General features: G+C 37.2%; 8 protein-coding genes. 1 reads left to right on the top strand and 7 read right to left on the bottom strand.

Translation table 11 applies throughout. From position 1 onward, the window contains the following. Positions 1–77: 77 nt before the first annotated feature. Positions 78–227, bottom strand: coding sequence for a hypothetical protein (locus tag BW986_RS30390; RefSeq protein ID WP_179086141.1), 150 nt, complete (start codon positions 225–227; stop codon positions 78–80). Positions 228–283: 56 nt separating this feature from the next. Here BW986_RS30390 and BW986_RS22715 point away from each other — a divergent pair, with 56 nt between their 5' ends. After that, positions 284–1,675: a hypothetical protein gene (locus BW986_RS22715; RefSeq protein WP_076371041.1), complete on the top strand. Its 1,392-nt coding sequence runs from the start codon at positions 284–286 to the stop codon at positions 1,673–1,675. A gap of 388 nt (positions 1,676–2,063) precedes the next feature. Here the strand turns inward: BW986_RS22715 and BW986_RS22710 are convergent, their stop codons facing one another. From BW986_RS22710 to BW986_RS22685, 6 genes are all read right to left on the bottom strand, one after another. Next, on the bottom strand, positions 2,064–2,795 hold the full coding sequence (locus tag BW986_RS22710) for a thioesterase II family protein (protein WP_076371039.1): 732 nt from the start codon (positions 2,793–2,795) through the stop codon (positions 2,064–2,066). A gap of 19 nt (positions 2,796–2,814) precedes the next feature. Further along, complete coding sequence (locus tag BW986_RS22705) at positions 2,815–5,718, bottom strand: non-ribosomal peptide synthetase (protein ID WP_076371037.1); 2,904 nt, start codon at positions 5,716–5,718, stop codon at positions 2,815–2,817. Further along, entirely contained in the window at positions 5,715–13,400 is a 7,686-nt protein-coding gene (locus BW986_RS22700) for a non-ribosomal peptide synthetase (protein ID WP_179086140.1), read from the bottom strand. Before BW986_RS22700 ends, BW986_RS22705 begins: the two co-directional genes overlap by 4 nt. Positions 13,401–13,478: 78 nt before the next feature. Then, positions 13,479–18,197, bottom strand: a complete 4,719-nt coding sequence (locus tag BW986_RS22695; RefSeq protein ID WP_076371033.1) for a non-ribosomal peptide synthetase — start codon at positions 18,195–18,197, stop codon at positions 13,479–13,481. Positions 18,198–18,223: 26 nt separating this feature from the next. Further along, positions 18,224–18,490, bottom strand: coding sequence for a phosphopantetheine-binding protein (locus tag BW986_RS22690; protein ID WP_076371031.1), 267 nt, complete (start codon positions 18,488–18,490; stop codon positions 18,224–18,226). Between the two features lie 11 nt (positions 18,491–18,501). After that, entirely contained in the window at positions 18,502–26,043 is a 7,542-nt protein-coding gene (locus BW986_RS22685; protein WP_081395757.1) for a non-ribosomal peptide synthetase, read from the bottom strand. Position 26,044 lies beyond the last annotated feature (1 nt).

Here is a 26,044-nt window from a genome sequence, read left to right as displayed (position 1 = left end):
AATTTACCTAAAAAAATATAATGAATACAAAAAACTCTAGAAAGTATTAAAGCTAAATGACTTTAGTTTTATCCATTTCAAAAATCCCCTTTTTTATCATTTCGTTTATAAGCTTGTTCCGTACCTTCTTCATTTCGAATCACTCTTTCTGATAATGCAGTCTTCTTGATCTTGATATTTACTTCATGAAAATAAGATAAGCCTTTAAAATTTTTGAAACAACTCACCACCCCATACCTCCCTCATAATCTGTAACTAGGCACATATATGAGGGGGACGGATCATGGAGATGGAATTAACGGCACTCCATTGGATTTATGTTGTATTTATTGCATTGATAATCGGGTTTATGGTAAAACGTCGTGATACTACCCTCATCTGCATAGTTGGAATATTCCTTTTGGCTTTAGTGGCTACAGGCAGTTTAGCCTCCTCCATAAGCGGGATATTCAACAGCTTCATTTTCGCAATCACGGAATTAATGTCCACGATTTTAATCATTTCAATCATCGTTGCCATGAGCACGGTTTTAACGAGGTCCGGCATTAATGATGTCATGATTGCACCGTTTGCGAAATTCATTAAGAATCCTACACTTGCCTTTTGGGTAATTGGAATCGTCATGATGATAATATCTTGGTTTTTCTGGCCATCACCTGCCGTTGCCTTACTTGGGGCGGTCCTGCTCCCCGTTGCCTTACGGGCTGGTTTACCTGCACTCGGCGTGGCGATGGCGATGAACCTTTTTGGTCATGGAATCGCATTATCAGGGGATTTCATCATTCAGGCTGCACCTAAACTAACGGGGGATGCCGCTTCCATACCAGTCGGCGATGTCATCACTGCGAGCATTCCCCTTGTCATTACAATGGGGGTCGTCACCACCATCTCCGCCTTTATCCTTTTAAAGCGGGATATGAAGCTTGGAAGAATCAAGGCGGCGGATCATGAGGGAATCGTCCAAGATCAAACAATAAGTGAAGATTTGCTCACACTGGGACAAAAAAAGTTTTTTGCCGTTTTCATTCCGATTGCCTTTCTGTTGGATGTTGTGGCATTGTCGGTTTTGAAGTTGCAAGGCGGAGATGCCACGGCGTTGGTTGGCGGTACAGCCGTTTTCATTTTGCTGATTTTATCCCTTGTCGCACATAAACAGCAAGGACTGGAAAAATCAACGGCCTATTTGATTCAGGGTTTTCAATTTGGCTTCAAAGTATTCGGACCTGTGATCCCAATCGCCGCATTCTTCTATTTAGGTGATTCTGGATTCAATCAAATCATCGGTGACTACTTACCAAAAACATCACTTGGCATCGTCAATGACCTCGGTGCCGCCTTAGCAGCCTCCGTTCCTTTAACGAAAGAAATAGCCGCCGTCACATTAACGGGCATCGGTGCCATCACTGGCTTGGATGGATCGGGCTTCTCAGGCATTTCTTTAGCAGGATCTGTCGCCAAACTATTCGGAACGGCCATCGGAAGCGGAACCGCCACCTTGACTGCACTCGGGCAAATAACCGCGATTTGGGTTGGCGGAGGTACCCTGATTCCATGGGCATTGATACCTGCCGCTGCAATATGTAACGTCAGTCCCTTTGAACTTGCCCGCCGGAACCTGCTGCCGGTCACCATTGGTTTGGCAGTCACTACAATAGTTGCGATGTTTCTCATTTAATCGATCTGCATCGAGGTTTGTCGACTCTAAAGCACGGAACGGCACCTCAATCTCCATTCCCACATCTAAAAGGGGGTTCGGTTAGCCTTACCCCAAACCCTGAAATTTAATTTTTATATGGAGTGATTGAAGAAATTTACGACACTCCTGCCGAATAACTGGCTAGCCGAGTCCCCACAGACGCTTACTTGGAGTGGATTTCTGAAATCAACTGGATATTTAATTTGTCTACAATCTAAAAAGGACTGAATAAATCAGTCCTTTTTTAAAAATCAGGTTTCATGCTTATCCAAGCGGATAATGCCAAACTCACGTATATTAAATTATTTTGGCTTCTGAAACTAATTGACGGAACAAATTGCAGTTGTATTCAAGACAGTCCGCAACCTTAAATCAGAACTTCACAACGACTATAAAGTAAATACTCTTGAATGATTTTTAAAACGATAGCCTGGTTTTGCTTTATATAGAAATGATCACCCTTTAATATATGCAATCCTTCAATATGCTCAATGTATTCATTCCAGTTTTCGATACTTTCCTTCGTCACGGTATCATCCGAGCCCAATAGCAAAACGGCTTTATTTCCCACCTTTTCATTGTGCTTTTTTTCATGGTGATAGTTGGCTAAAACATTCAAGTCCGACTGGATTATCGGCAGGAATATATTCATGAAATCCTCGGTTTCCAGGAGTTCCTTGTTTGTTCCCCCGATTTTTTCAAGCGATAGCTTTAAATGTTTTGCATTAGAGCAATCGATTTGATCTACTTTATAATTTGGAGACGATTTACTTGAAATGAATAAATGCTCTACTTTATTACCATATCTCTCTTCTAATTTTGCCGCAATTTCATAGGCTACGATCGCACCCATGCTATGTCCAAACAAAGAGATGCTTCCCAGTGCATCCATTCGATGCTTCGTTTCCATTTCATTTATTAATATATCCGTCAAATCCCCCATATGGTCACACAATGGTTCACTATATTTACTGCCATGTCCTGGGTATTCCAGCGGGACTACCTCTATCACATCATCTTCAAATTTCCATTCTCTATAAAAAGATGCACTTCCCCCGGCATAAGGGAAACAAAAAAGTGTCTTCTTCAGCCCTTCCATCCCCCTTCTCCATGATCGATTATTTCAGCATGAAATTCATAAAGCTTTCAACATACCCTGAATCGATTTCCGGCATTTTCATTGATAGCAATTCCATTTCCTTCTTGGTTTTGGATTGCAGGATTTCCGACTCTTTTAATTTTGTCGATTCATCAATTAACTGGGACAAAGCACTTAATGAATGAATCTCGTTGGATTGTGTCATTTCTTTTAATGATTGTAACCATTCTTCCAAATCCATGTTGGAGTATGGTATTTCATTTTTTTCGAAGAAGGAGGTCACGAATTCACTTGAAACCCTCTGATCATTGAACATATGATAGATTCCGAGCTTCTGATTCGCATTCAATTTTGATATTTTGTAAATGAACTCACTTACAAAGTCGACTGGCATCAATTCAAAATGAATTTCCTCTTTAAATGGCAATATCCTTTGTTCAATAAATGATTCAAAAACCTTGTACAACATATCCTTCTCGTTCCAAACCCCGTTTGAATTAGATGAAATCCTGCCTAATCGGAAAATATCGATTGTCAGTCCATGTTCCCTTGCTTGAAGAAGCAATTTCTCGGCAACCCATTTGGACTGGCTGTACCCAATCATTAAATCGGGGGAGTAAACCAACTCGTCCTCCTCGTCCCATTTCCTTTCACCGGTCAAGACAGAAAGTGTTGAGGCATAATGAATGTTTTTCCGAGTGTGTGATGAAGCAAACTTAATGATCTCCACTACACCATCCACATTCGAAATCTTTGATTTGCTATATGGCTCGAAGAAATTCGTTTCGGCACCGACATGATACACATGAGAAACATCATTGCTTAATTTCTCATATGTCATATCATCCAGACCGAATTGATGTTTACTAAGATCCCCTTCAATTACAACGATTCTACTTACGAAATCATCCTGCCAAAGACCATATTTCATTAAGGTATCTTTCAATCTATTTCTTGAAGGAAATCTAACCAAACAATAGATTTTGACATCTTCCAATTCCAGTAACAATTTATTTAATAGATGTGCTCCTAAAAACCCTGTTCCACCTGTAATCATCATATTTTTTTCAATTTCAACTGATTTAGTGGATATTCCCCTTATTTTCTCCATCAACGCTGGAGCGAGCATGGAATCTTTCTCCATCACCGCTTCCATGCTGCCAGCTGAATCGACTTCAAGTGCCTCAACAAATTTATTGACTGTGTTATTTTCCAATAATATTTGTAAAGTGGCCTCAGGAAGTACGGTTTCCTTCATTACATAGACCAGTTTTGTAGCTAAAATGGAATGGCCTCCATTTTCAAAGAAGTTGTCGTCCAATCCTAGACTTGGATTTCCTAATATATTTCTCCAAATCTCCAATACTTCTTTTTTCTTTCCAGTTTCTTGATTGGCCAAGGAAGTTTTATTTTGCATGATATCCATTTCCAATAATTTGTCTTTATCCACTTTACCGTTGGCATTAAGCGGGAAATCATCCACTCTGACAAAAAAATGGGGAATCATATAATTCGGCAATTCATTGCTCAGATAATCTTTAATATCCTTTTCAGCGTTTTCCGCTTTCTCATCTTTATGTTTGTAATAAGCGATAACATAATTCTCACCATTGATGTTTTTAACAGCAATTACTGAACTTTCAATCTTCATGTATTTATCAAGCTTTTCCTGAATTTCATTCAGTTCAATTCTAAAGCCGCGAATTTTCACTTGACTGTCTTTTCGGCCTTTGTACAGGATTTCCCCATTGTGTAACCGGACGCCATGATCACCTGTTTTGTACCACTTCGCCTGATTCAAAACATCCATGATCAAAGCTTGTTCCGTTAATTGCGGCTGATTTAAATAGCCTCTCATGACCCCTTGACCGCCAATGTAGATCTCGCCTATTTCCCCATCCGCTACCTCTACTTGTTCTTCAGATAGAATCATGATTTCTACATTGCTCAACGGCTTTCCAATGGGAATAACATCTGCATCTTTGTCTTCGACCTCATGGCAAAGTGCAAAAGTCGTGCATTCAGTTGGTCCATACCCATTAATCAAGGAAAAATGTCCGATTGTTTGCTTCAATCTTCTCACATGGGAAACCGAGATTTTATCTCCGCCAACCACAATTTTCTTTAATCCTTCAAAAATTAATGGATCCTCATCAACCATTGCATTGAAAAGACCTGTCGTAAAAAAAGCTACATCCACCTTTCCAATGGATATCGCTGCTTTCCAATCATCAAAGGAAGTGAACTCATTCGACATCAAGAATAAAGTTGCGCCATTCAATAAAGCTCCCCATATCTCAAAAGTTGCGGCGTCAAAGCATGGGTTGGAAAATTGAGCCACTCTATTATTTTCGTTTATTTCAAGAATTTCAGAGTTCAATACTAAATTGACTACACTCTTTTGCTCAATCATCACACCTTTAGGCTTTCCAGTCGTTCCCGATGTATAGATAACATATGCGAGACCATTCTCCGAAGAACGGTTAACGGGAATATGCCCTTCCCTGCTTAGTTCATTAATCTCAAATGTAATTGGTTCAATATCCAATTCACGAAGCTTCCCTTCTTGCCCATTAAACGATAAGAAGAACTTCATATCCGTATCTGCAAGCATATATTCCAATCTTTTTAATGGGTACTTTTCGTCTATTGGAACATAGCAACAGCCTGACTTTATTATGGCAAGCATCCCGATGATCAGTTCAATGGACCTTTTGCTTGGAATCCCGATCATTGTTTCTTCTTGAATCCCCAAATCAATGATCCTTTTGGCAAGATTATCTGAAAGTATATCCAATTCTTTATAAGTAATTTGCCGTTCATTTTCACAAAGTGCCGTTTTTGACTGATTATCTTCCACGATTTTTATAAAAGCTTCAGTTATTGACATCAATTTATTCGTCGTCATCGATTTACTTATCATCGGGCCCCAACTTTCAAGTGATTTATTAATTTACCAATGGATAGAAGTGTTTCTTCTTCTGTTAGTTTTACGAATATTTCCTGCATGGAATCCATAAAACGTAAAATTTCATTTTCATCGAATTTACTGTCTTTATAAATGATTTTATAATGCAGCTTGGATTGCATTACAGCCGCAGAGAACGTAAGATCAAAATTGGTCGATTCACTTCCAACTGAATTTTCGATCATGATTTGCGAATCATCCGCAACTTCTGTGCTCGGATAATTTTCGAATACAAATATATGTTGGAATAATTCCTTATCCCATGGAATTTCAGCGTATCGCTTTATATCCGTAAGTGAACTGAACTCATACTCTCTCATTTGTAACTGCTTGTTTTGAATAGCAGTTAGATAGGAGTGTAAATCATCATCCCAATCGATTTTCAAAGAGAATGGCAGAGTATTGATCAATAAGCCTACAGCTGATTCAATATGCGGAATGCTGAGGTTCCTTCCTGAGCTTGTCACCCCATAGCATACTGAGTCGCTTTCACTGAGGTAGGATAGAACGATGCTCCAAACTCCTTGAACAACGGTATTAATTGTCTTTCTATGCCGCTTGGATAATTCTATTAATCTTTCGGTAAGCTCTTCAGGTAAGCTATATTCAATAACTTTATCCGATGTAAAAGCTACCTTATCCGTTTTATTACCCGAAAGTGCTTTTACTTGTTCGAAATCCCTCAATTCTTCATTCCAAAAAGCTTCTTCTTCCTGTTTATTAATATTCCTGACATGATCCATGACTTGTTTATAAGCATTCTTATGTTCATCACTGTCTCTTGTAATATTGAAAGGGTTTCGGTAATTATCCAAAAAATGATTAATGACAATTTGCAGGCTCCAGCCATCTATTAAAGCATGATGATGTGTCCATATGAATTTATAGCGATGATCCGATAGCTGGATCAAAGTGATGTTCATGAGCGGACCATTCTCTAAATCCGTTTGTCTATTTTTGCTATGCTCTAAAAGATTTTCTATCTTGGATTCTGACTCGTCTTCACTAAACATCGTTAGATCCACATGATTAAACACATAATAAATGTCATTAAGTATGATTTGATAACGGTCCCCCAATTGATTGCGCCTGAAAACGGATCTTAGAACATCGTATTTTCTACAGGTTTCATTCCAGGCTTCTTCTAATTTATCCAAGTCCAGATCACCTACTAAATCAATGGATAGCTGTGAAATATATTCAGGACTTTGGGTTACTTCGCTATGGAATAACATCCCTTCTTGAAGTGATGTCACTGGGTATATCTCTTCAATGTTATTAAACTTATTAATGAAATGGGAGATCGTGCTTCCATCGACTATTTTCTCAGCTTCAAAATCCGTTTCGACAATCGAGTCATTCAAATCTGCACTTCCACTTAATATTTTGTTTAAATGTATTTCAACTTCTTTACATATCATTCGGAAGTTTTCATTGCTGCTATCGCCAATAATATTCAGCATGAGTTTATTGTTTACGATGCTGGCAACAAAATTGAGTTTATATGGAAATTTATAGTTCGAATCTATATTGCTGCTATTGGTTTGTTCCATATCACCAGTGTTATTAAACTGACCTAGATAGTTGTAACTCACGAGGCTATCTGGATAGTTATGATTCCGATTGGAAATATACTTTAGGATTCCAAAGTCAAACCCTTTGTTTGGCACATTTCTTAATATGCTTTTTGTATTTCTCAAGGTTGAGCCCAAAGTCGCCATTCCTTTAATCCTTACTGGATAAATCGAGGTGAACCACCCTACCGTCCTTGATAAATCCATATCATCCTCAATATCCTCTCTGCCATGTCCTTCTAAATCGAGCCAAAATTCATTGATTCCCATTCGATTGGAAAGTGCATGTGCGATAACGGATAATAAAACTTCATCAATCGTCGTTTTATGTTTTCTTAGAGTGTTTTTAATGAGGTTTTGTGTTTGGGCCTCATCCACTTGTATTTGATACATGTTTTCAAAATCACATGTTTCTCCTAAGTCTTCTTTCAGCGGAGAAACTGGAACATTCATTTCCTTTTCCCAATATTGAACGGCCTCTTCCGGTAGGTCAACGTTCTGGTATTCGTTTAGTTTCTCGGACCATTGTTTATAAGAAGTCGTTTTTAAAGGCAATGATGGTTCTTGTTCATTCTTTATCTGTTGATAGCATCTTTCAAATTGTTCAAGAAGTATCCTCCACGAAACACCATCAACCACAAGGTGATGAATCACCCAAAAAACCCTTACCTCCCTTCGATCCCTGAATAGAAGGAACTTCATCAAAGGGCCATTGTGTATATTTAAACTTTGTTGGGCGTTTTCTTCTAGCTCATTAATTTCCTTCAAGCTTTTTTCATCTTTAAAACTTGAAACATCGTACTCATGAAAACAACATGCCGTATCAGCATTTGAAATATTGCCGATATATGAATCACCATGTTTTTCAAATAATGTCCTTAAAACGTCGTGCTGATCTATTAATTTCATGATGATCTTTTTATATTGTTCAGTCGTCAACGTATTATCCTTCATCAAAACGACTGATTGATTCCAATGATGGATATTCTCATGATTTTCATTAAAAAACCAAGATTGAATAGGCGTCAACGGGACATAACCTGATACTGTTTCTTGAACCACTTGTTTTTGCTCCAGCTCATTTACAATATTCCCTAGCTCACGGACCGTTTGGCATTCAAATAAATCTTTAGGAGTTATAAATAAATCTTTTTCTTTTGCGGCAGAGCATATTTGAATACTGATGATTGAATCACCGCCACATTCAAAAAAGTTATCTTCTGGTCCTATAGTGGGATCGTTTAAAACATTTCTCCAAATAGTCAGAAGCTCTGTTTCAGATTTGGACAATTCTTGCACATCAAGTACTTTTTCCTTCCTCTCATCAAACTGATCCGTCCATTTCGGCAGGGATTTCCGATCAACTTTTCCATTCGGCGTCAAAGGAAATTTATCCAATTGCAGAAAATGGGCAGGAATCATGAAAGCAGGCAGTGTTTCTTTCAATCGTCTTCTGATTGAATCTATCGAAACCTCATCATTCACCGTATAATAAGCAATTAGCCTTTTATTCTCAAATCCAGCTTCCATTACCGTTACATAACTATCCTTGATTTCTGCCATTTTTCGTAATGAAGCATTAACCTCCGATAGTTCAACACGGTATCCCCTTATTTTCACTTGATCGTCCGCCCTGCCTATATAAACTAATTCCCCAGCTTTGTTATGCTTAACTAAATCCCCAGTTCTGTATACTTTTTCTGCAGGGTTGAATGGATTGGATATGAATCTTTCATTTGTCAGGCTCTCATTATTCAAATATCCCCTTGCTAACCCAATTCCTCCAACGTAAAGTTCACCAACTGACCCTGCCGGCACTAGTTTCCGGTTTTCATCCAACACAAGTGCAACCGTGTTAGTCAAAGGCTTCCCGATTGAAACAACGAATTCATCTGTAACATCCTCATTCGGTGGAAACATTTTAAAGCTAGTACATACCGAATATTCCGTAGGCCCATAGCCATTGAAAAACGATATATGTTTAAACTTTGAAACGAGCTCAACTGGACATTCAGAACCTGCAGATCCCAACACTTTAATCGTACTCAATTCAATGATTGGCAGTTCTTTCAACACAGCAGGCGGTAAAATGATATGAGAAATTCCTTCCCGCTTAATTTGTTCAACAAGTTTACTCATGTCAAATTGATTTTCTTTATCTACACTTATATGCAGCTCGGCACCGAATAATAGTGTGCTGAAAATTTCTATGACGGATGAATCAAAATTAAACGTAGCGAATTGCAGCACTTTAGCTGATGTATCCAAACACATCATTTCATTTTGGTTATAAACTAAGTTAATGATTCCTCTATGCTCTAACATGACTCCTTTTGGCCTGCCTGTCGTTCCAGAGGTATAAATGACATATGCCAAGTCTCTCTGATCCGCAATGTGAAGATTCGTTTCCATTAACAAATCCGATTCCTTTTCAATATCTTCAAAATATATTATTTTGGATGAGTCAATCAAACCATTCTTTCCGAGTTCTTTGTGACTCAAGCAATAAGAAATGGACGAATCTTCAACCATATAGCTTAACCGTTCATCAGGATAATGAGGATCTAATGGAACATACGCAGCACCAGCTTTAATTACTGCCAACATCCCTGTCACCATATCAATTGATCGATTCACATAAATTCCGATTCTTTCTTCTTTAGAAATCCCTTTGCTTAGTAAATAGTGTGAAAGTCGATTGCTCTTATTATTCAGTTCGCGATATGTAATGGTTCTCGGACCATCAACAATGGCTACCTTATCAGGAAACCGCTCAACAATTTTATGGAAGGCTTCTGGGATTGTGTCATTGATCCCCTCAAACCGAATGGTTTCTCCCTGCCATTCTTCCAATAATACTTTTTCCTGCCTCTTACTCACGACGGATATCTTGTCAATCGATCGTTCAGGCTGATAAGTAATTTTCCTGATCCACTCTAAGAAATTTTCAGCTAATATTTGAATCGTTTGTTCATTGAAGATCCCTGAATTATACTCAAAAGCGAATAAAAGCTTATCTTCATATTCTTCTGCAGCTAAACTCAAATCGAATTTTGCTGCCTTTGATTTTATTACTTCAGGCGTTATCTTTATGTATTCACTTTCAAAGGCAGCTTTGGCATTATTTTGTAAAATGAAGACAGTTTGAAATAATGAAGTGCTTGCTAAATTTCTTTCAGGGTTAATGACTTCAACGATTTTCTCCAATGTCATTTGCTGATGATCATAGATGTCGATGATATGGTTTGTATTTCTTTGCAGAATCTCTTCAAATGTTTCCTCATGTCCCAGCTTTAATCTAAAGGGCAGTGTATTGACAAAATAACCTATCGATTTTTCTGTTCCTTCAATCATTCTATTTGCCAAAGGACTTCCAACGATGATATCGTTTTGACCTGTATATTTTGCTAGAAAAGACTGGTACATCGTTAGCAGTGTCATGAATAATGTCGAGTTTTTTTCAAGGGACATCCGCTTTAAACCATGGAGCTCTTCCCTTGTTAGTTCCACTATAAAACTACTGCCATCTGCGCGATTTTCTTTTGTACGTATCGTATCTAAAGGAAGCTCCAATTTGGGTAATTCCCCAGATAAGTTTGTTTCCCAAAATAGCGATTCTTCTTTAATGTTATGTTCTAACCAGCTTTTCTGTTCAAAGGCAAAATCCTTATATTGTTTAAAGTCGTTTCCAAGGATAAGTTCCTTTTCATTCACTTCACTGTCATAAAAAGATAACCATTCATCTAAAAATATACTCACTGACCATCCGTCAAAAATGAAATGGTGGAGATTCACAAATAAAACAGACTCTTCTTCTCTCAATTTAACCAGTTTCACTGTCATGAGAGGACCTTTTTCAATTTCAAAGATTTCCACTTGGACATCGTCTTCGATTTGCAGCATACGAGTCGCTTGCTGTTCGGGCTTTAACGCAGATAGGTCAATTTCATCTATTTTAATGTACAAATCTTCCCTGATTTCCTGGTAGCCTTTCCCGGCTTTTTCACGGACGGTGGTCCTTAAAATCTCATGTCTATTAACGACATGATTTACGGATTTTTCCAATATAAAAGTATCTACTTTACCAGTAATTTTATATTTCTGAGGGATATTATAATTGGTTGTCTTGCCATTGAGTTTTTCGTTGAACCACAAAGCCTCTTGGTTACTGGATAAAACATGATTTTTTTGTCGTGCTTCACTTTGCTCTATGTCATGATCTGAAAGTTCATTAATGATGAAGGCCGTCAACGATTCGACTGTTGAATTTTGAAAAATATTTTTCAAAGTTAGAATTTGATTGTATTCTTTGTTTAGTTTTGTCAATAACTTCATGGCTAAAATCGAGTGTCCGCCCACTTCAAAAAAATCGGCATCTTTATCGATTTGACTTGTTGATAAGACTTCCAAAAATGTCTTTTCCACAAAAGATGAAACTACTTGTGTGTCATCTTCAGGAGTCGTATTCACTTCCGGAAAGACCTTATGGCTCAGCAATTTCAATGTAGGATTTTCAAACAAATCGGCTAATTTCATATTCGCATCAAGTCTTTTATTTATTTTAGACACCAATTTCATGGCTGTTATCGAATGCCCGCCCAATTGAAAGAAATCAGAATCCTCATCAATCTCACTGTTCAAGAAAAACTCTTGCCATATTTCTTTAAGTTCTTGATTAATGGATGTGGATATGATCTTATTGTTACTTTTTTCTTGATGGTTCTTACTCCCATTATTTTTTAGTTTTGAAAAATCAACATCGACATATATTTCGTCAATTTGTTGTACTTTTGTAATTTGATGGGCAATCTGCATGAAGGCTGATTGGATATCATTTACTAGTGAACGCTCAATGAAACAGCGATTAAAATACAATTTGCATTTAATCGTTTCTTTATTATCCTGGGCTTGTAATGATAATGGAAAGCTATGTGTCTCTTTTCCACCTTCTATTTCCCAGTTAATATCAAACGTTTCATTTTTCGCTTCCGGATAATTTTCATAAACGAATAAAGTTTCGAAAATCGGATCTTCCTTCTTTAATTTCGTATGCCTTTTGATATCCACTAAAGAAATTTGAGAGTAATCCAGCATATTGTTTAATGTTTCCTGGAACCGTTTCAGTAAATCAGTAATGCTATCTGTATCGTTCATTTCAGCTATCATCGGAATCGTATTAATGAGCAGCCCAACAATTTCTTCGGATTTGAATAAGTTATTCGACCTTCCAGAGCTTACAATTCCAAAGACTATTCGATTTTGATTGGACATTTCCTTTAGGACGATTGACCAAATTAACTGCAATAATACATTAATCGTTACATGGTTTTTAGCGGCAAATTCTCTTAAAAGTTCACTCTGTTTTTTATCCATCTCCCAAAACAGATCATTTTCCTGCTGATTTTCCTTCACATGTTTCAGAACGGGGAAAGTGATTGTCGGCTGCTCAATATTCTTTGCCAGCTCTTTCCAAAAACGGTTTAGATCTTCCGCATCGATTTTATTCATATACCGGATAAAATCTCCATATTGCTTTGGCTTTTCAATAAGCCGCTTGGAGTCCCTTCCTATAATTCGGCTGTAAATAACAAAGAGTTCATCGATGACGATGCTGGTACTCCAGCCATCCAAAATTATATGGTGATGAGTCCAAATCAAGATATACTGATTTTCTTCGATTTTCACTAACTGGAGTTTCATCAAATTGGAGTTATTCACATCCATCTCCTGGGATTTGAATGTCACTCTCTGAATTTCATTTAATTGATCATGTTTATTCAACTCTGTCATATCGATTATTTCTGGTTGATAATCCATTGCATTGAATACAACCTGAACATTGTTTTCGATATTTTTAGAGATGATCTTCATTCTTAATGCTTCATGCCGTTCTACAACCTGACTCCACGCCTGGAATAATGCATGTACTTCAAGAGCGCCCGTTATCCTGATTCGCATTTGAGAAATGTAAAGGTTCTCTGCTGTATTGTTCATTTCCAGTTCATAAAGGATTCCTTCTTGAAGTGGAGTTAATGAGTAAATATTCTGAATAGTTTTCTCCAATTTTGCGCCTCCCGGTTCCATTATCTTCGTTTCATCCATACATGCTGACTGCAATCATTCTATTAACCCTTAAAAACCTTATTTATTGGAATTCAATATATGAAACAAATCTTCCTCAGTAAGCATCGCATCTGGAAAATCACTTTCTATTAAAGAAGCTTGGTCAAATTCAGTTCCTCTGATTTCCATGACGACATTACCAATAGCTTCTATTATTAAGTTCATCTTTTCTTCAGCTAATTTTGAAATTATTTTTATGAATAGCTTTCCGTCCTGGATCAATGCCAGGAAATGGAGTTTCGGTTTATTTTCAAACTCACCAAAGTCCCTGCTATTGGATGATTCAAATTGGGAGTCCAATCTTCCTAAATAATTAAAAGTAACGTGGATATCCGGCTCCTTAATGACCCCAGGGCGTAAATATTTGATAACGCCATAATCAAAACCTTTATTTGGAATTTCCCTTATAGCATTCTTCGTATTTTTTAAAGTGTCATCAAACGTCTCTCCTGAATGCAGCAATATCGGATACATCGCAGTAAACCAGCCAACCGTCCGAGTAACATCCATTGTTTCATCCGCCATTTCCCTGCCATGCCCTTCTACTTCCATCCAGAAGTTCTTCACCTCAAAAGTTTTTTTCAAACTCTTTGCAATTAATGACAACAATACTTCTTCTACAGTCGCTTTTGATTGCCTTGATAATTCCTGGATCAACAATTCAGTTTCTTCTTCACTGAATGATTTCTCAAACGTTCTTTCTTCTTTAGCTATAAAGTCTTCCGCTATCTTAAAATCCGTTACCTCACTTTTAGTTTTTTGTTCCCAATAACGGAGTGTTTCAGGGTCCATCAACGATTCATTGTATTTTTTCAAGAAGTTTGACCAGTCTTTGAATGATGAAGTTCTATAACCAAGCGTCCCTGTTTGATTGGTTAATGCTTGATCATGGAGAGTATTGAAATCCTCAAGTAAAATTCTCCAGGAAACTGCATCAATCAATAAATGATGGATTACCCAAAAGAAGCGATACTTGTTTGATTGTTCTTTTAAAACAAGCATTTTCATGATCGGTCCATTACTTATGTCCAATGAACGTTGAGCCTTGCTTTCCCATTCATCTCTCATTCTTATTCTCGTATCCTCATCTAAATGATGTAAATCCTTATAGACTAACTCCCATGTTTTATGTTCTGAATCTATATTCCCGATATATTTATTTTCATGTTTTTTAAATAGGGTTAACAATCCATCATGATGTTCCACGATATGAGATAGAATTTTTTCAATATTCTCCATTTGGGCACAGGAATCTTTACTAAAAACAATGGACTGGTTCCAATGATTGATGGAAGTCGTGTGTTCTGCAAAGAACCATTCTTGGATGGGGGTCAGTTCCACATTCCCCCTAGTGGCTATAGGTTGAATCATGATCTTATTTTCGGTTTTCGCGATCGCTGCCAGCTCTGCTACCGTTTGATTTTCAAAAATGGATTTTGGACTGATGATTATATTTTCCTGCCTTGCTAGAGAACATATTTGAATGCTTTGGATGGAATCGCCGCCAAGTTCAAAAAAGTTATCCCGGATACTTATGTCATCCAAACCTAAGACAGTCTTAAAAATCTGAAGAAGCACTTTCTCATTGACCGTCTCAGGTTCTTCCAATGAATCGCTTCTAGTTAGGGGGACCGGAAGAAGTCCTGAATCAATTTTCCCATTTGCATTTAACGGAAATTTGTCCACTTGCATAAAGAATGAAGGAATCATGTAACTTGGTAATCTCTCTTTTAAAAATGCTTTTAAGTGGTCCTGATCAACTTGTTGATTGGATGTGAAATAAGCAATTATTTGTTTATTTAAGTTTGGCTGATCCTGAACCTTAATGTATGAGTCACTCACTTGCGGATACGCATTGAGATTGACCGAAATCTCATCAACTTCCACTCGGAAACCTCTTATTTTCACTTGATTATCTTTACGCCCCAGAAAAATCAACTCACCATCGCTCGTGAATTTTGCAAGGTCACCGCTGCGATATAAACGCTTTCCAGCTTTAAAAGGATGTTCAATGAACTTTTCTTTTGTTAAATCATCATTATTCACATAGCCAACGGCTAACCCTTCACCACCAATATATATTTCCCCTGCGGCACCTATCGGGACAAGCCTTTGCTCCGGACTTAATAAATAGACGTCAGTATTCAGGATAGGTTTGCCTATCGATACTTTATTATTAGCAGTCTCATTGTTTTCGAACGCTTTAAACATTTCAGCCGTGGTCCATACTGAATATTCCGTTGGACCGTAGGCATTATAAAAGTTTATATTTCGATAGCGGTCCAGCAAAGCTATTGGACATTCAGATCCGGCTGAACCAACGAATTTCACATTGGCCCCCTCAATATTGAGCTCTTGTAAAACTGCAGGCGGCAATACTAGGTGAGTTAACTTTTCACTTTTGATTTGATTTTCCAAAGCGAATAAATCAAACATTTCCTCCTTATTATTCCCGATATGCAGCTCTGCACCATTTAATAAGCTTCCAAAAATCTCATAGATGGAAGCGTCAAAATTAAAAGTGGCAAATTGTAATACCCTGGAGGTCTCATCAAGTTGTAAGTACTTGTTTTGACTTATTATTAAATTCACTACTCCTCTATGGGATAACATGACACCTTTAGGTTTTCCTGTCGTTCCCGAAGTATAGATTATGTAAGCAAGATCGGAAGGTGCAATCGATTCGTTACAGTACTCGGTATCGACGTAATGGACGGATTCAAGATTGATCACTTTAGCTATTTTTTTTAAGGCAGGAACCTCAATTTGATTCGTAATGCATATATCCATTTTCGAATCATTGATGATATACTCCAATCTTTCAGCTGGCAGCATAGGATCAAGCGGAACATATGCACATCCGGCTTTAATGATTCCCAACATGGCAATTACCATATCAATCGATCTGTTTACATGCAGGCCCACCTTATTGGAGCCATTTTCGATATTATTTCTAAGCAATTTCGCAATCACATTTGATCTTTGATCTAATTCCGAATAGGTAATGTACTTACCATTATCAGCAACGGCTAATTTGTTTGAATGCTTCTTAACGATTCTTTTGAATATGGAGGTGATCGTCTCATTTTGATGTGCATCCGAAACCTCACCTTGCCATCCAAATAACAATTGATTCATTTGATTGTCATCTAAATACTCCAAATGACAGATAGGTATATTTGCATTTCTGCAAATTTGGAATAACCACTTTTCGAAGCTCAACATGATTCTTTCAATCGTTTCCCGTCTGAAAAGTTCATCGGAATACTCGAATTCCAGGATTAGGTCATGAGAACCCTTTACCTTTATGGTCAGGTCATAATTTGAAAAAGGAATTTCGAATTTGTCTTGTTCAAGAGTGAAGAATGAATTGCTAAAGTTCCCACCAAAGCTTTCTTCCATTGCCAAAGCTGTTTGGAACAATGGGGAATGGCTGAGATCCCTGTCTGGATTAATGATTTCAACGATTTTCTCAAATGGAAAAGCCTGATGTTCCAATACATCCAAAATCACTTTACGATTTCGGTTCAATATTTCATGAAATGATTCTGTGGCATCCACGGTCAGCTTCAATGGCAGCGTATTGACAAAGCATCCAACTGTCCGGGCAAATTCTTCTTGGCCACGGTTTGCGACGGTACTTCCGACAATGATTTGATTCTTCCCGGTATACTGACTTAAAAACACTTGATAGGCTGTCATCATAAAAGCATATAAAGTCGTGCCATTCTCCTTTAAAATCCTGTCTATCAATACATGAAGTTCATCTGTTATGACCATTTCCAGCCTTCCACCTGAGTATGAAGGTGATTTTGGACGTTGAAAGTCAAATGGAAGTTCCAATGCTTCTTCCTCTTGGTCTAAATAACTTTCCCAAAACCTCCTTTGGCTTGGCGTACTTTCCTTGACCCACTCCTTATGCCAGATTGCATAATCTAAATATTGCATGTCCAAAGGAGGAATATCCCCAACCCTGCCCGTTTGAATTCTTTCATAAATCTCCATTAACTCTTCGAAAAAGGTGACAAACGATACTCCGTCAAAAATGATATGGTGAAAGTTGCATACTAAATAATGCTTTTCTTCGTCAATTCGAAATAGTTTCATATTAAATAAATGATCATTTTCGAGGTCGAAACATCTTTCCATTTCTTCAGTAAGATGGGAGGTGACCATTATATTACTGACTTCGCGATCTACTTCCCGACAGTCTTCATAGGCAATTATGTTTCTGCTTTTATTTGATAAGAATTGAAGGATTTGATGTTTTTCACCCTTGAAATTGGTTCGCAAAGTTTCATGGCGTTCAATCATGAAATCTAATGCCTGTTGCAGATCATCAATGTCCACTACGCCATTTAAAATGAATTTAAATGGCATATTATAGAGCATTTTCCTTTCATTCAGGCTGTCAAACAGATACATTCGATCTTGGTTATGTGAAAGCATTCCTTCATTTTCCCCATGTTTATAAGGCTTATTTACCTCAACTTCCCTCATGCTGAGAAGCATGTCCAGAAAACTTGCCAGCTTTTCTATATTCCATTGACTTGAAATGATTTCCGGTGTTAATTGAATACCAAACTCTTGTTTTATCGAAGACAAAAACTCATTTTTTCTTTCATTTGTGCTTAGTGATTCATTCATGTCCTCCATTAGTGATATTTTAAAAGGTTCGATAACAATTGAAATCAAGTTTAATAGCCTATCTTCCGTTTCACTGATTATCCTGTTCATAGAAAAACACCTCAATTCTTTTCCATTCAACCTAACTTATTAATATCATCCAATTGTTTGATGAGTACGGATAGTTCCTGGATGGTTGATTGTTCGAACATCACTTTGATTGGCAATCTCACTCCCATGTTATTCTTCACCATTTGAATGAATTGCATGGCTAAAAGGGAATTCCCTCCCAAGTCAAAGAAGTTGGAATCTGCACCTATTGTTTCTTGCTCTAGGATCTCTTTCCAAAATCCTATAAGCTGTTCCTCAATTAACCTTTCCTTCACCGCAATAGTTGTTTCCATATATATCCCCCTCATTTCACTTTCATTTTTTCTAGCATTTCGCTTAAGATTCGATTAAATATAGAAAGTACTGATGACCTTAACTTTGGATTGACTGCTGCCTCATTAAACTTAATTTGAACACTTGAACCAGGGGTGATGATAATGACGATTGGATAATGGGTCGTTTCCCGTCCTTCTTTCAAACTCACAATGATTTCATCATTATCAGGCAAAGTCATGGGATAGTTTTCAAACGCATATAATGATTCAAACAAATCATTTTCCAAATGGGCCCACTCATAAATCTCTGATAATGGTGTATTCTCAAAGGCAGTTAGTTCCAAAAATTCCTTTTGAACTTCATCGAGCAGTTCAATGTAAGTCTTTTCTTGGCTGATATGCTTTATAAATGGCACAGTATTGATAAATGGACCAACCATGGCCTCAATATTTTGGACTGGGATATTCCTGCCGGATGTCACTACGCCGCAGCATACATCTTCCGTACCTTTTACCTCTTTTAAAGTGGCTAGCCATATAGTTAGAAAGAAAGTATTCATAGTAATCTTGTATTCCTGACAGAATCGTTGAATGGAATCACTCAATTCCTCATCCAATACTTTCAAGTAGCTATTTTCAATGTATCCCTCGCCTTCCAACACTCCCGTCAATCTAGATCCGGAATTTCGGGCGCCTTCCAATTTCCCTGCCCAATAGTCCCGCAGCTCCTTATTACTCGTATAATCTTTCATATATTCAACATACTTTTTAAATGAAGCACTACCGGATGATGATGGAGTTATTGAATGATAAGAATCAAAAATGTCATTAATAACCATCGAATAACTCCAGCCATCCATAATAATATGATGGAATGTCCATATTAATTGGTATTCATTGTCCGCAAGCTTAACGATCATGAACCGATTCAACCTATTGTTCTCGATATCTATGATCTTATATTGATCTGCTAACAACTTTTCCAGCTTTACTTGCTGATCCATTATTTCTTCATATTCAATCTCGGTATCCATGGAATTCATTAATAATTGGTAGAATAACCCTTTTTTGCTTGAATATAATTTCGTTTTTAAAATGTCATGTTTCCCTGCAGTTGTCACAATGGCATTCTTTAATTTTTCGACGTCCAGAAAACCTTTAATATCAAATATGAGTTGCACTTTATACTGGCTGCTCTCACTATCAAACAAGCTATGGTACAACATCCCTTTTTGCAAAGCAGTCAATTCATAAATATCTACAATTCCTGTTTCTTTACGCAGTAGTTGGTTAAGTTCCTCTTCAGGCATATCCAACAATGGAAAGTCTTCCGGACGGTGCATCTGTTTCACCAATTTTATTTCTTCTTCCAATGCCTGTAACAATTTCGGCAAATTGCGTTGAATATATTTCTCAAAATCTTCTCTTACGAAATGTCTGTTATAGTTTATTTTTATAGTTTGCTCTTCGTTCACTACAAGCAATTCAATATCGACTTCATGCTCGGTATAGGAATTATGTTGTATATCTTGATCACTAAAAAAGATGACCTCTTTTGCAGCCAATTCATTGCTTTGGTGAAATCTACCTAAATTATTAAAACTGATAATCGGCCGATTTTGTTTCATATGTGTCTCGCCACATAATTCTGTCAGGATTCCATACTCAATCCCTTTATTAGGCAGTGTCCTTAATTTTTTCTTTGTACCTTGAATCGTGTTCGAAATGGTTTCTTTATTTTCTATATAAACCGGGCACATGGTCGTAAACCATCCTACTGTCCTGGACAAATCGACACCTGCAAATAATTCTTCTCGGCCATGTCCCTCCAATGTGAAATGAATATCCTTTTTATTAAAATACTTCCCGATTAGCGTTGCGAAAATGGATAAATATATTTCATCGATGGATGCTTTATACGCTTTTGTCATTTCATTATAGATTTTGTTTGTAATCTCTTTATTCAGCTTCAATTCAAATGATTTTCCATCGTAAACACTCCCTGTTTTGACTAGGGCGTTTTCGTTTACTGCCTCATGTTCATTCAGCCAGTACTCTTTAATGCCTAATGGGATGCTATTTTTGTATTGGTTTAGATTATTCGCCCATTCCTTATATGATGTCGTTTTATTATCCAGTTTTAGTTCTTGATTGTTGACATCCTGAATATATAGCCGGTCAAAATCTTCGATCAAGATTCTCCAGGAAACCCCATCAACAAGTAAATGATGAATGATCCAAATGATTACATGCTCATTTTGGCCAGTATTGATGCATTCAATTTTCATCAGTGGTCCGTTTGAAATGTTCATGCCCTGCTGTGCACCGTTCCCGAGTCTAGCTATTTCCCGTTCCTGTTTGTCCTTATTCATGCTCGATAGATTTACGTAATTCATAGTCCAATTTTCAGTCGGGTCGACATGCTTTTCCACTTTTGAAAATGCTTCATCTTTATTGAATCTTGATCTCAGCCCATCATGATGTCGAACGATATGGGCCATGATCTTTTGCAGCCGCTTCTCATTCAATTGCGGGTATCCCTTTAACGTTACAGATTGATTCCAATGATTATAATTATTTATTTGTTGAGTGAAAAACCAACTTTGAATAGGTGTAAATGACGCCTTTCCAAAAACATCAGACTGATTTATCGTTAAATCGCCAGTCAATTCCACAACCTTTGCCAGCTCTTCGATACTTTGTTTTTCAAAGATGTTTCTTGAAGTAATGAAAAGATTTTCTTTCTTGGCAAGTGAGCAAATTTGAATGCTTAGGATGGAGTCTCCTCCACATTCGAAAAAGTTATCAAAGATGGTTATTTCCTGATTATTCAGCACCTCTTTCCATATCTTTAACAATTTTTGTTCCGTTCCATTAACGACACTTTTATTGTTGGTTCCCTCCGTGACCGTTTTTGCATCCGGCAGGCTCTTCATGTCGACTTTGCCGTTAACGGTTAGCGGAAATGACTCCATTTTAATGAAATAAGAAGGAATCATATATTGGGGAAGATGATTCTTCATATAATCCCTGATATAGTTTTCTTCCAGGTCATTGTCGGAGATATAATAAGCAATGATGAATTTTTTTGCCTTGGATTCATCTTTTATCGCTATAAAGCAATCCTTTATACCTTTGCATTTATTTAGAACGGCACTGATCTCGCCAAGTTCGATACGATATCCCCTGATTTTCACTTGGTCATCCGCTCTGCCCGCAAATAGTAAATTTCCATCCTCGGTATACTTAACTAAATCTCCAGTTTTATATAGCTTCCTTGAAGGATTGAACGGATTTGGGATAAAGCTTTCAACGTTTTTCTCCGGATGATTTATATATCCTCTTGCAATGCCTTTCCCGCCGATATACAGCTCTCCTATTTGACCTTTAGGAGTCGGCTTCATCCTGGAATTGAACACATATGCTTCTGCATTTAAGATTGGCTTTCCGATTGGGATCACTGTATCATCACTTGGAAGTACCTTATATGCTGTCGAAACGACAGTTCCCTCAGTTGGCCCGTAATTATTATATAAATCAAAATTCAAATGATCGGGTATCGTTTTTAAACGATCTCCCCCTGTCAAAATGGCTTTGATTGATCGTGGAAATTTCATATCGTTGATAAACAATTGCTCGAGCAGTCCCGTTGAAAAAAACGCGAGTGTGACTTTCTCCTTTTCCATCTTCTCCGAAAGGATCTCTACATCCAATAAATCATAGTAATCCAATATCAGGAGTTTATTCCCATTTGTCAGGTAAGGGAATATCTCCCAAATGGAAGCATCAAAAGATGTATTCGAAACTAGTACTGCTGCATCTTTTCCATCGACAGAATAATAATTGATATGCCAATTACAGAGGTTAGCCAACCCTCCATGTTCAATCATGACCCCTTTAGGTTTTCCCGTTGTTCCTGAAGTGTAGATGATATAGGCCAGATCACCTTCCGATATCTTTCTTGAAACGAATTCATCGCATTCAATTTCCCGTTCATTTAGTATGTCTTCGATACATATTAGTTTTCTTTCATCACCGGGATACTTTGAAAGTCCTTCTTCATTACTTAAACAATATGTGATTTGAGAATCCTCTATCATATGTTTCAGCCGTGACTCTGGTTGTGATGGGTCCAAAGGCACATATGCCGCCCCAACTTTCATGATGGCTAAAATGGCCGTAATCATATTGATCGATCGATCCATAAAAATCCCAATCCTATCTTCCACATCTACATGGTTCAGGGATAATCGTTGCGCCACCTGATTTGCCCGGTCATTTAACTCGCTATATGTCACCTTATCATCACCATGAACAATGGCAACATCATTGAAATTTTCACTTACTTTATCCTCAAACCTAGTTATTACATCTTCAAAATGGCTTTCTTCCACTTCTTGATTTACATTACCTGTACCCATTTCGATTATTGATCGTAATTGTGCAGGCTCTAGGTAGGTAATGTCCTTTATCTTCTTGGTTTCCCCGGTTGTAATCTCTTGCAGCCAATACTGAAAATTATTAGCCATTCTTTGAATCGTCGCTTTATTAAATAATGATTTGCTGTATTCAAACGAAATGAATAGTTCACCCTCATCCATTTCTTCTGCCTGAACAACTAAATCAAATTTAGCTTTAAAGGTATTGATTTTTTTCGGTTTTAACGTGAAATTTCTATATGCCAGCTTTTCTTTTTGGTTATTTTGCAGGACAAATACTGTATCGAACAATGGCGTATTTTCCATGGTTCTTTCTGCTGATAAATATTTCAAAATTTCCTGAGTAGGTAAATTTTGATGGTCAAAAACTCCTGCAATGTTTTTTATGTTTTTCCGTAAAATCCCTTCAAATGAATCTTCCTGGGATACATTTAATTTAAAGGGCAAGGTGTTGACGAAATATCCTATCAATGGTTCAGTATCCACATGGTTTCTCTTCGCCAAAGGACTTCCGACGACAACTTCCTCTTCATCAAAATAAACCGATAAAAAGGTTTGATAGGCCGTAAGTAAACTCATGAACAAAGTCGATTTCGTTTTTTTATGAAGAATTTCCAGGTTGTTTTGAATTTCTTTAGGTAACAAAAAGCTGATCATATCGGAAGTGCTTTTACCTTCTCCGGTTTTTTGATGATCATATTGTAAAAAGGACTTTTGCCTTAATGCAGTTATTTCATTACTCCAGAACTCCTTATCCTTACCACTAACATAATTTGGCGAGGTTTTTTGCCATAAAGCATAATCTCCATATTGGATTGATTGGTTTTCTCTATCATTTCGTTCGCCATTCTCGATTTCCTCATAAATGGCAAACCAATCATTGATCATTAATGGAATCGACCAACCATCAAAAATAATATGGTGGATGTTACATAGTAATTGATATTCACATTCATTTTTCCTTACTAGCGCAATCGATAAGAGGGGACCATTTCCTAAATCAAATTGCCGTTCCGTTTCTTCCTTCACCAAGTGATTTATTTTTTCTTCCTGCATGTCTAAGGGAATATCCGAAACATCGAAATAGGTAATATCATGATGAATCGACTCATCGAATGCCAAGATGCCAATTCCAGCTTCTTCTCTAATGACACTTTTTAAAATTTGATGTTTATCGCTAAGCTTATCTAAAGATAGTTCCAGGTAACCTTCATTCACTTCACCTGAAATTTCATATGAAAAAACGATGTTATATAACGATTTGTCGGCATTGGTTTGGTGAATGAACCACAAATTTTCTTGTTCATATGTTAAAGGGTATGTATTTCTATCATTAATATTGATCGGTGCATGATCTTGCTTTACCTCTTCTTTTTGACGAGTTTCTATGACTTTTGATAATTTCATAATCGTATCGTTATCCAATAAAACTGAAGGAGCCATTTCAATATGAAATTGATTTTTTATATTGACAATCAATCTCATTATCGATAATGAGTTCATTCCCCATTCAAGTAAGGACTGATTATTTTTTATAACCCCATTGCCTATGATGCTAACCACCAATTCTCTTACTTTTTCACTTATTGTTTCATCCACTGGACTCTTGATATTCAATGGCGTTTCACTGTCTTTAATGATGAATTTTGGTAATAGTGATTTATCCAGTTTTCCATTTACCGTTAGGGGGATGCTGTCCACCTTGATAAAAAAGCTTGGTATCATATAGGCTGGCAATGAGCTTTTTACACTTTCCCTCAAATAATCGGCAGCTAATTCTTCATCAGCAACATAGTATAATAATAAATGCATATCATCATTAAACGCTTTATCCATCGTAACGACTGCATTCTTGATGTTTTTCAAATCATTATACGAGCTCTCTATTTCCCCTAATTCAATCCTGAAACCCCTTAACTGCACTTGCTCATCATTCCTGGCGATATATTGCAGATCACCATCAGCCAAAACTTTCACTACATCCCCTGACTTATAGTAGCGAACATTATCAATGACCGTAAATTTCATCTTATTCATCATGGTATTTTTATAGTAGCCTAGCGAAACACCTTTTCCTGAAACGTATAACTCGCCCTCTTCATCTCCAGTTACTTCTTCTCCATGTTGATTCATCACCTTGAACCCAAGATGAGGCAAGACTTTTCCGATATTGGTAATTCCTTTTTCCACATCACTCTTGGCGATTTCTTTGTATGTTACATGAACGGTGGTTTCAGTTATTCCGTACATATTTATTAGCTTTGGCAGCCTGCCATTTTCGGGAGAAAACCACTGCGACAATTTCTTGAAGTTTAATGCTTCCCCTCCAAAAATGATGTATTTTAAACTTAATTCATTTTGACGATATATGAGCTCACCAATCACCTCGAAGAAAGCGCTTGGCGTACAATTAAAAACGGTTGTTTGTGTACTGATTAATAAATCAACAAAGGATATTGGATTTCTGCTTTCCTCAAATGAAACCACTATAACTTCTCCGCCATATATCCAAGCCCCCCACATCTCCCAGACGGAGAAATCAAATGCGTAGGAATGGAAAAATGTCCATTTATCTTTATTATCGAACTCGAACAAACCGTCGCAGCCTAAAAACAAGTTCATGACATTTTCATGTGAAACGCAAACTCCTTTAGGCTTTCCTGTAGATCCCGATGTGAAAATGATATAGGCTGGATCCTCTGGATCAATTGAGGTATGGAAATTCTCACCTGTCATGTCTTTTGAATTCCCTATCACTTCATCGAGGGTTACATAATTGCAATCAATACCGCTAATCCGGCCTTTATCCCCAATCAATAACTTCAACTCTGAATTCTTTATTATATGCTTTACTCTTTCATCAGGACTTTTAGGGTCGATAGGTACATAGGTAGCCCCCAATTTAAGGAGTGCTATGATTAAAAATAAGACATGCTCCGACTTTTCAATATAGATTCCGACATTGTCTCCTTTATTTATCCCTTTGTCCTTTATGTACATCGCCATTTTATTTGCCAAGACATTCGTTTCTTTATATGTAAATTGCCTATCCTTATTTCTTACTGCAATATTGTCTCCATATTCCCTAACACTTTCTTCAAATAGATTCGCTAAAGAATTCATCTTCATCATT

This window comes from Peribacillus simplex (genome assembly GCF_900156045.1).
Classification (GTDB): Bacteria; Bacillota; Bacilli; order Bacillales; family DSM-1321; genus Peribacillus; species Peribacillus simplex_D.
The sequence above is the reverse complement of the archived record's forward strand: the minus strand, read 5'-3'. Positions and strand labels throughout refer to the sequence as shown.

Excerpts from the sequence above, each read along its gene's own strand:
- BW986_RS22695 (WP_076371033.1), bottom strand. The coding sequence starts at position 18,197 with ATGAACAGGATAATCAGTGAAACGGAAGATAGGCTATTAAACTTGATT.
- BW986_RS22715 (WP_076371041.1), top strand. The coding sequence starts at position 284 with ATGGAGATGGAATTAACGGCACTCCATTGGATTTATGTTGTATTTATT.
- BW986_RS22710 (WP_076371039.1), bottom strand. The coding sequence starts at position 2,795 with ATGGAAGGGCTGAAGAAGACACTTTTTTGTTTCCCTTATGCCGGGGGA.
- BW986_RS22690 (WP_076371031.1), bottom strand. The coding sequence starts at position 18,490 with ATGGAAACAACTATTGCGGTGAAGGAAAGGTTAATTGAGGAACAGCTT.
- BW986_RS22685 (WP_081395757.1), bottom strand. The coding sequence starts at position 26,043 with ATGATGAAGATGAATTCTTTAGCGAATCTATTTGAAGAAAGTGTTAGG.
- BW986_RS22705 (WP_076371037.1), bottom strand. The coding sequence starts at position 5,718 with ATGATAAGTAAATCGATGACGACGAATAAATTGATGTCAATAACTGAA.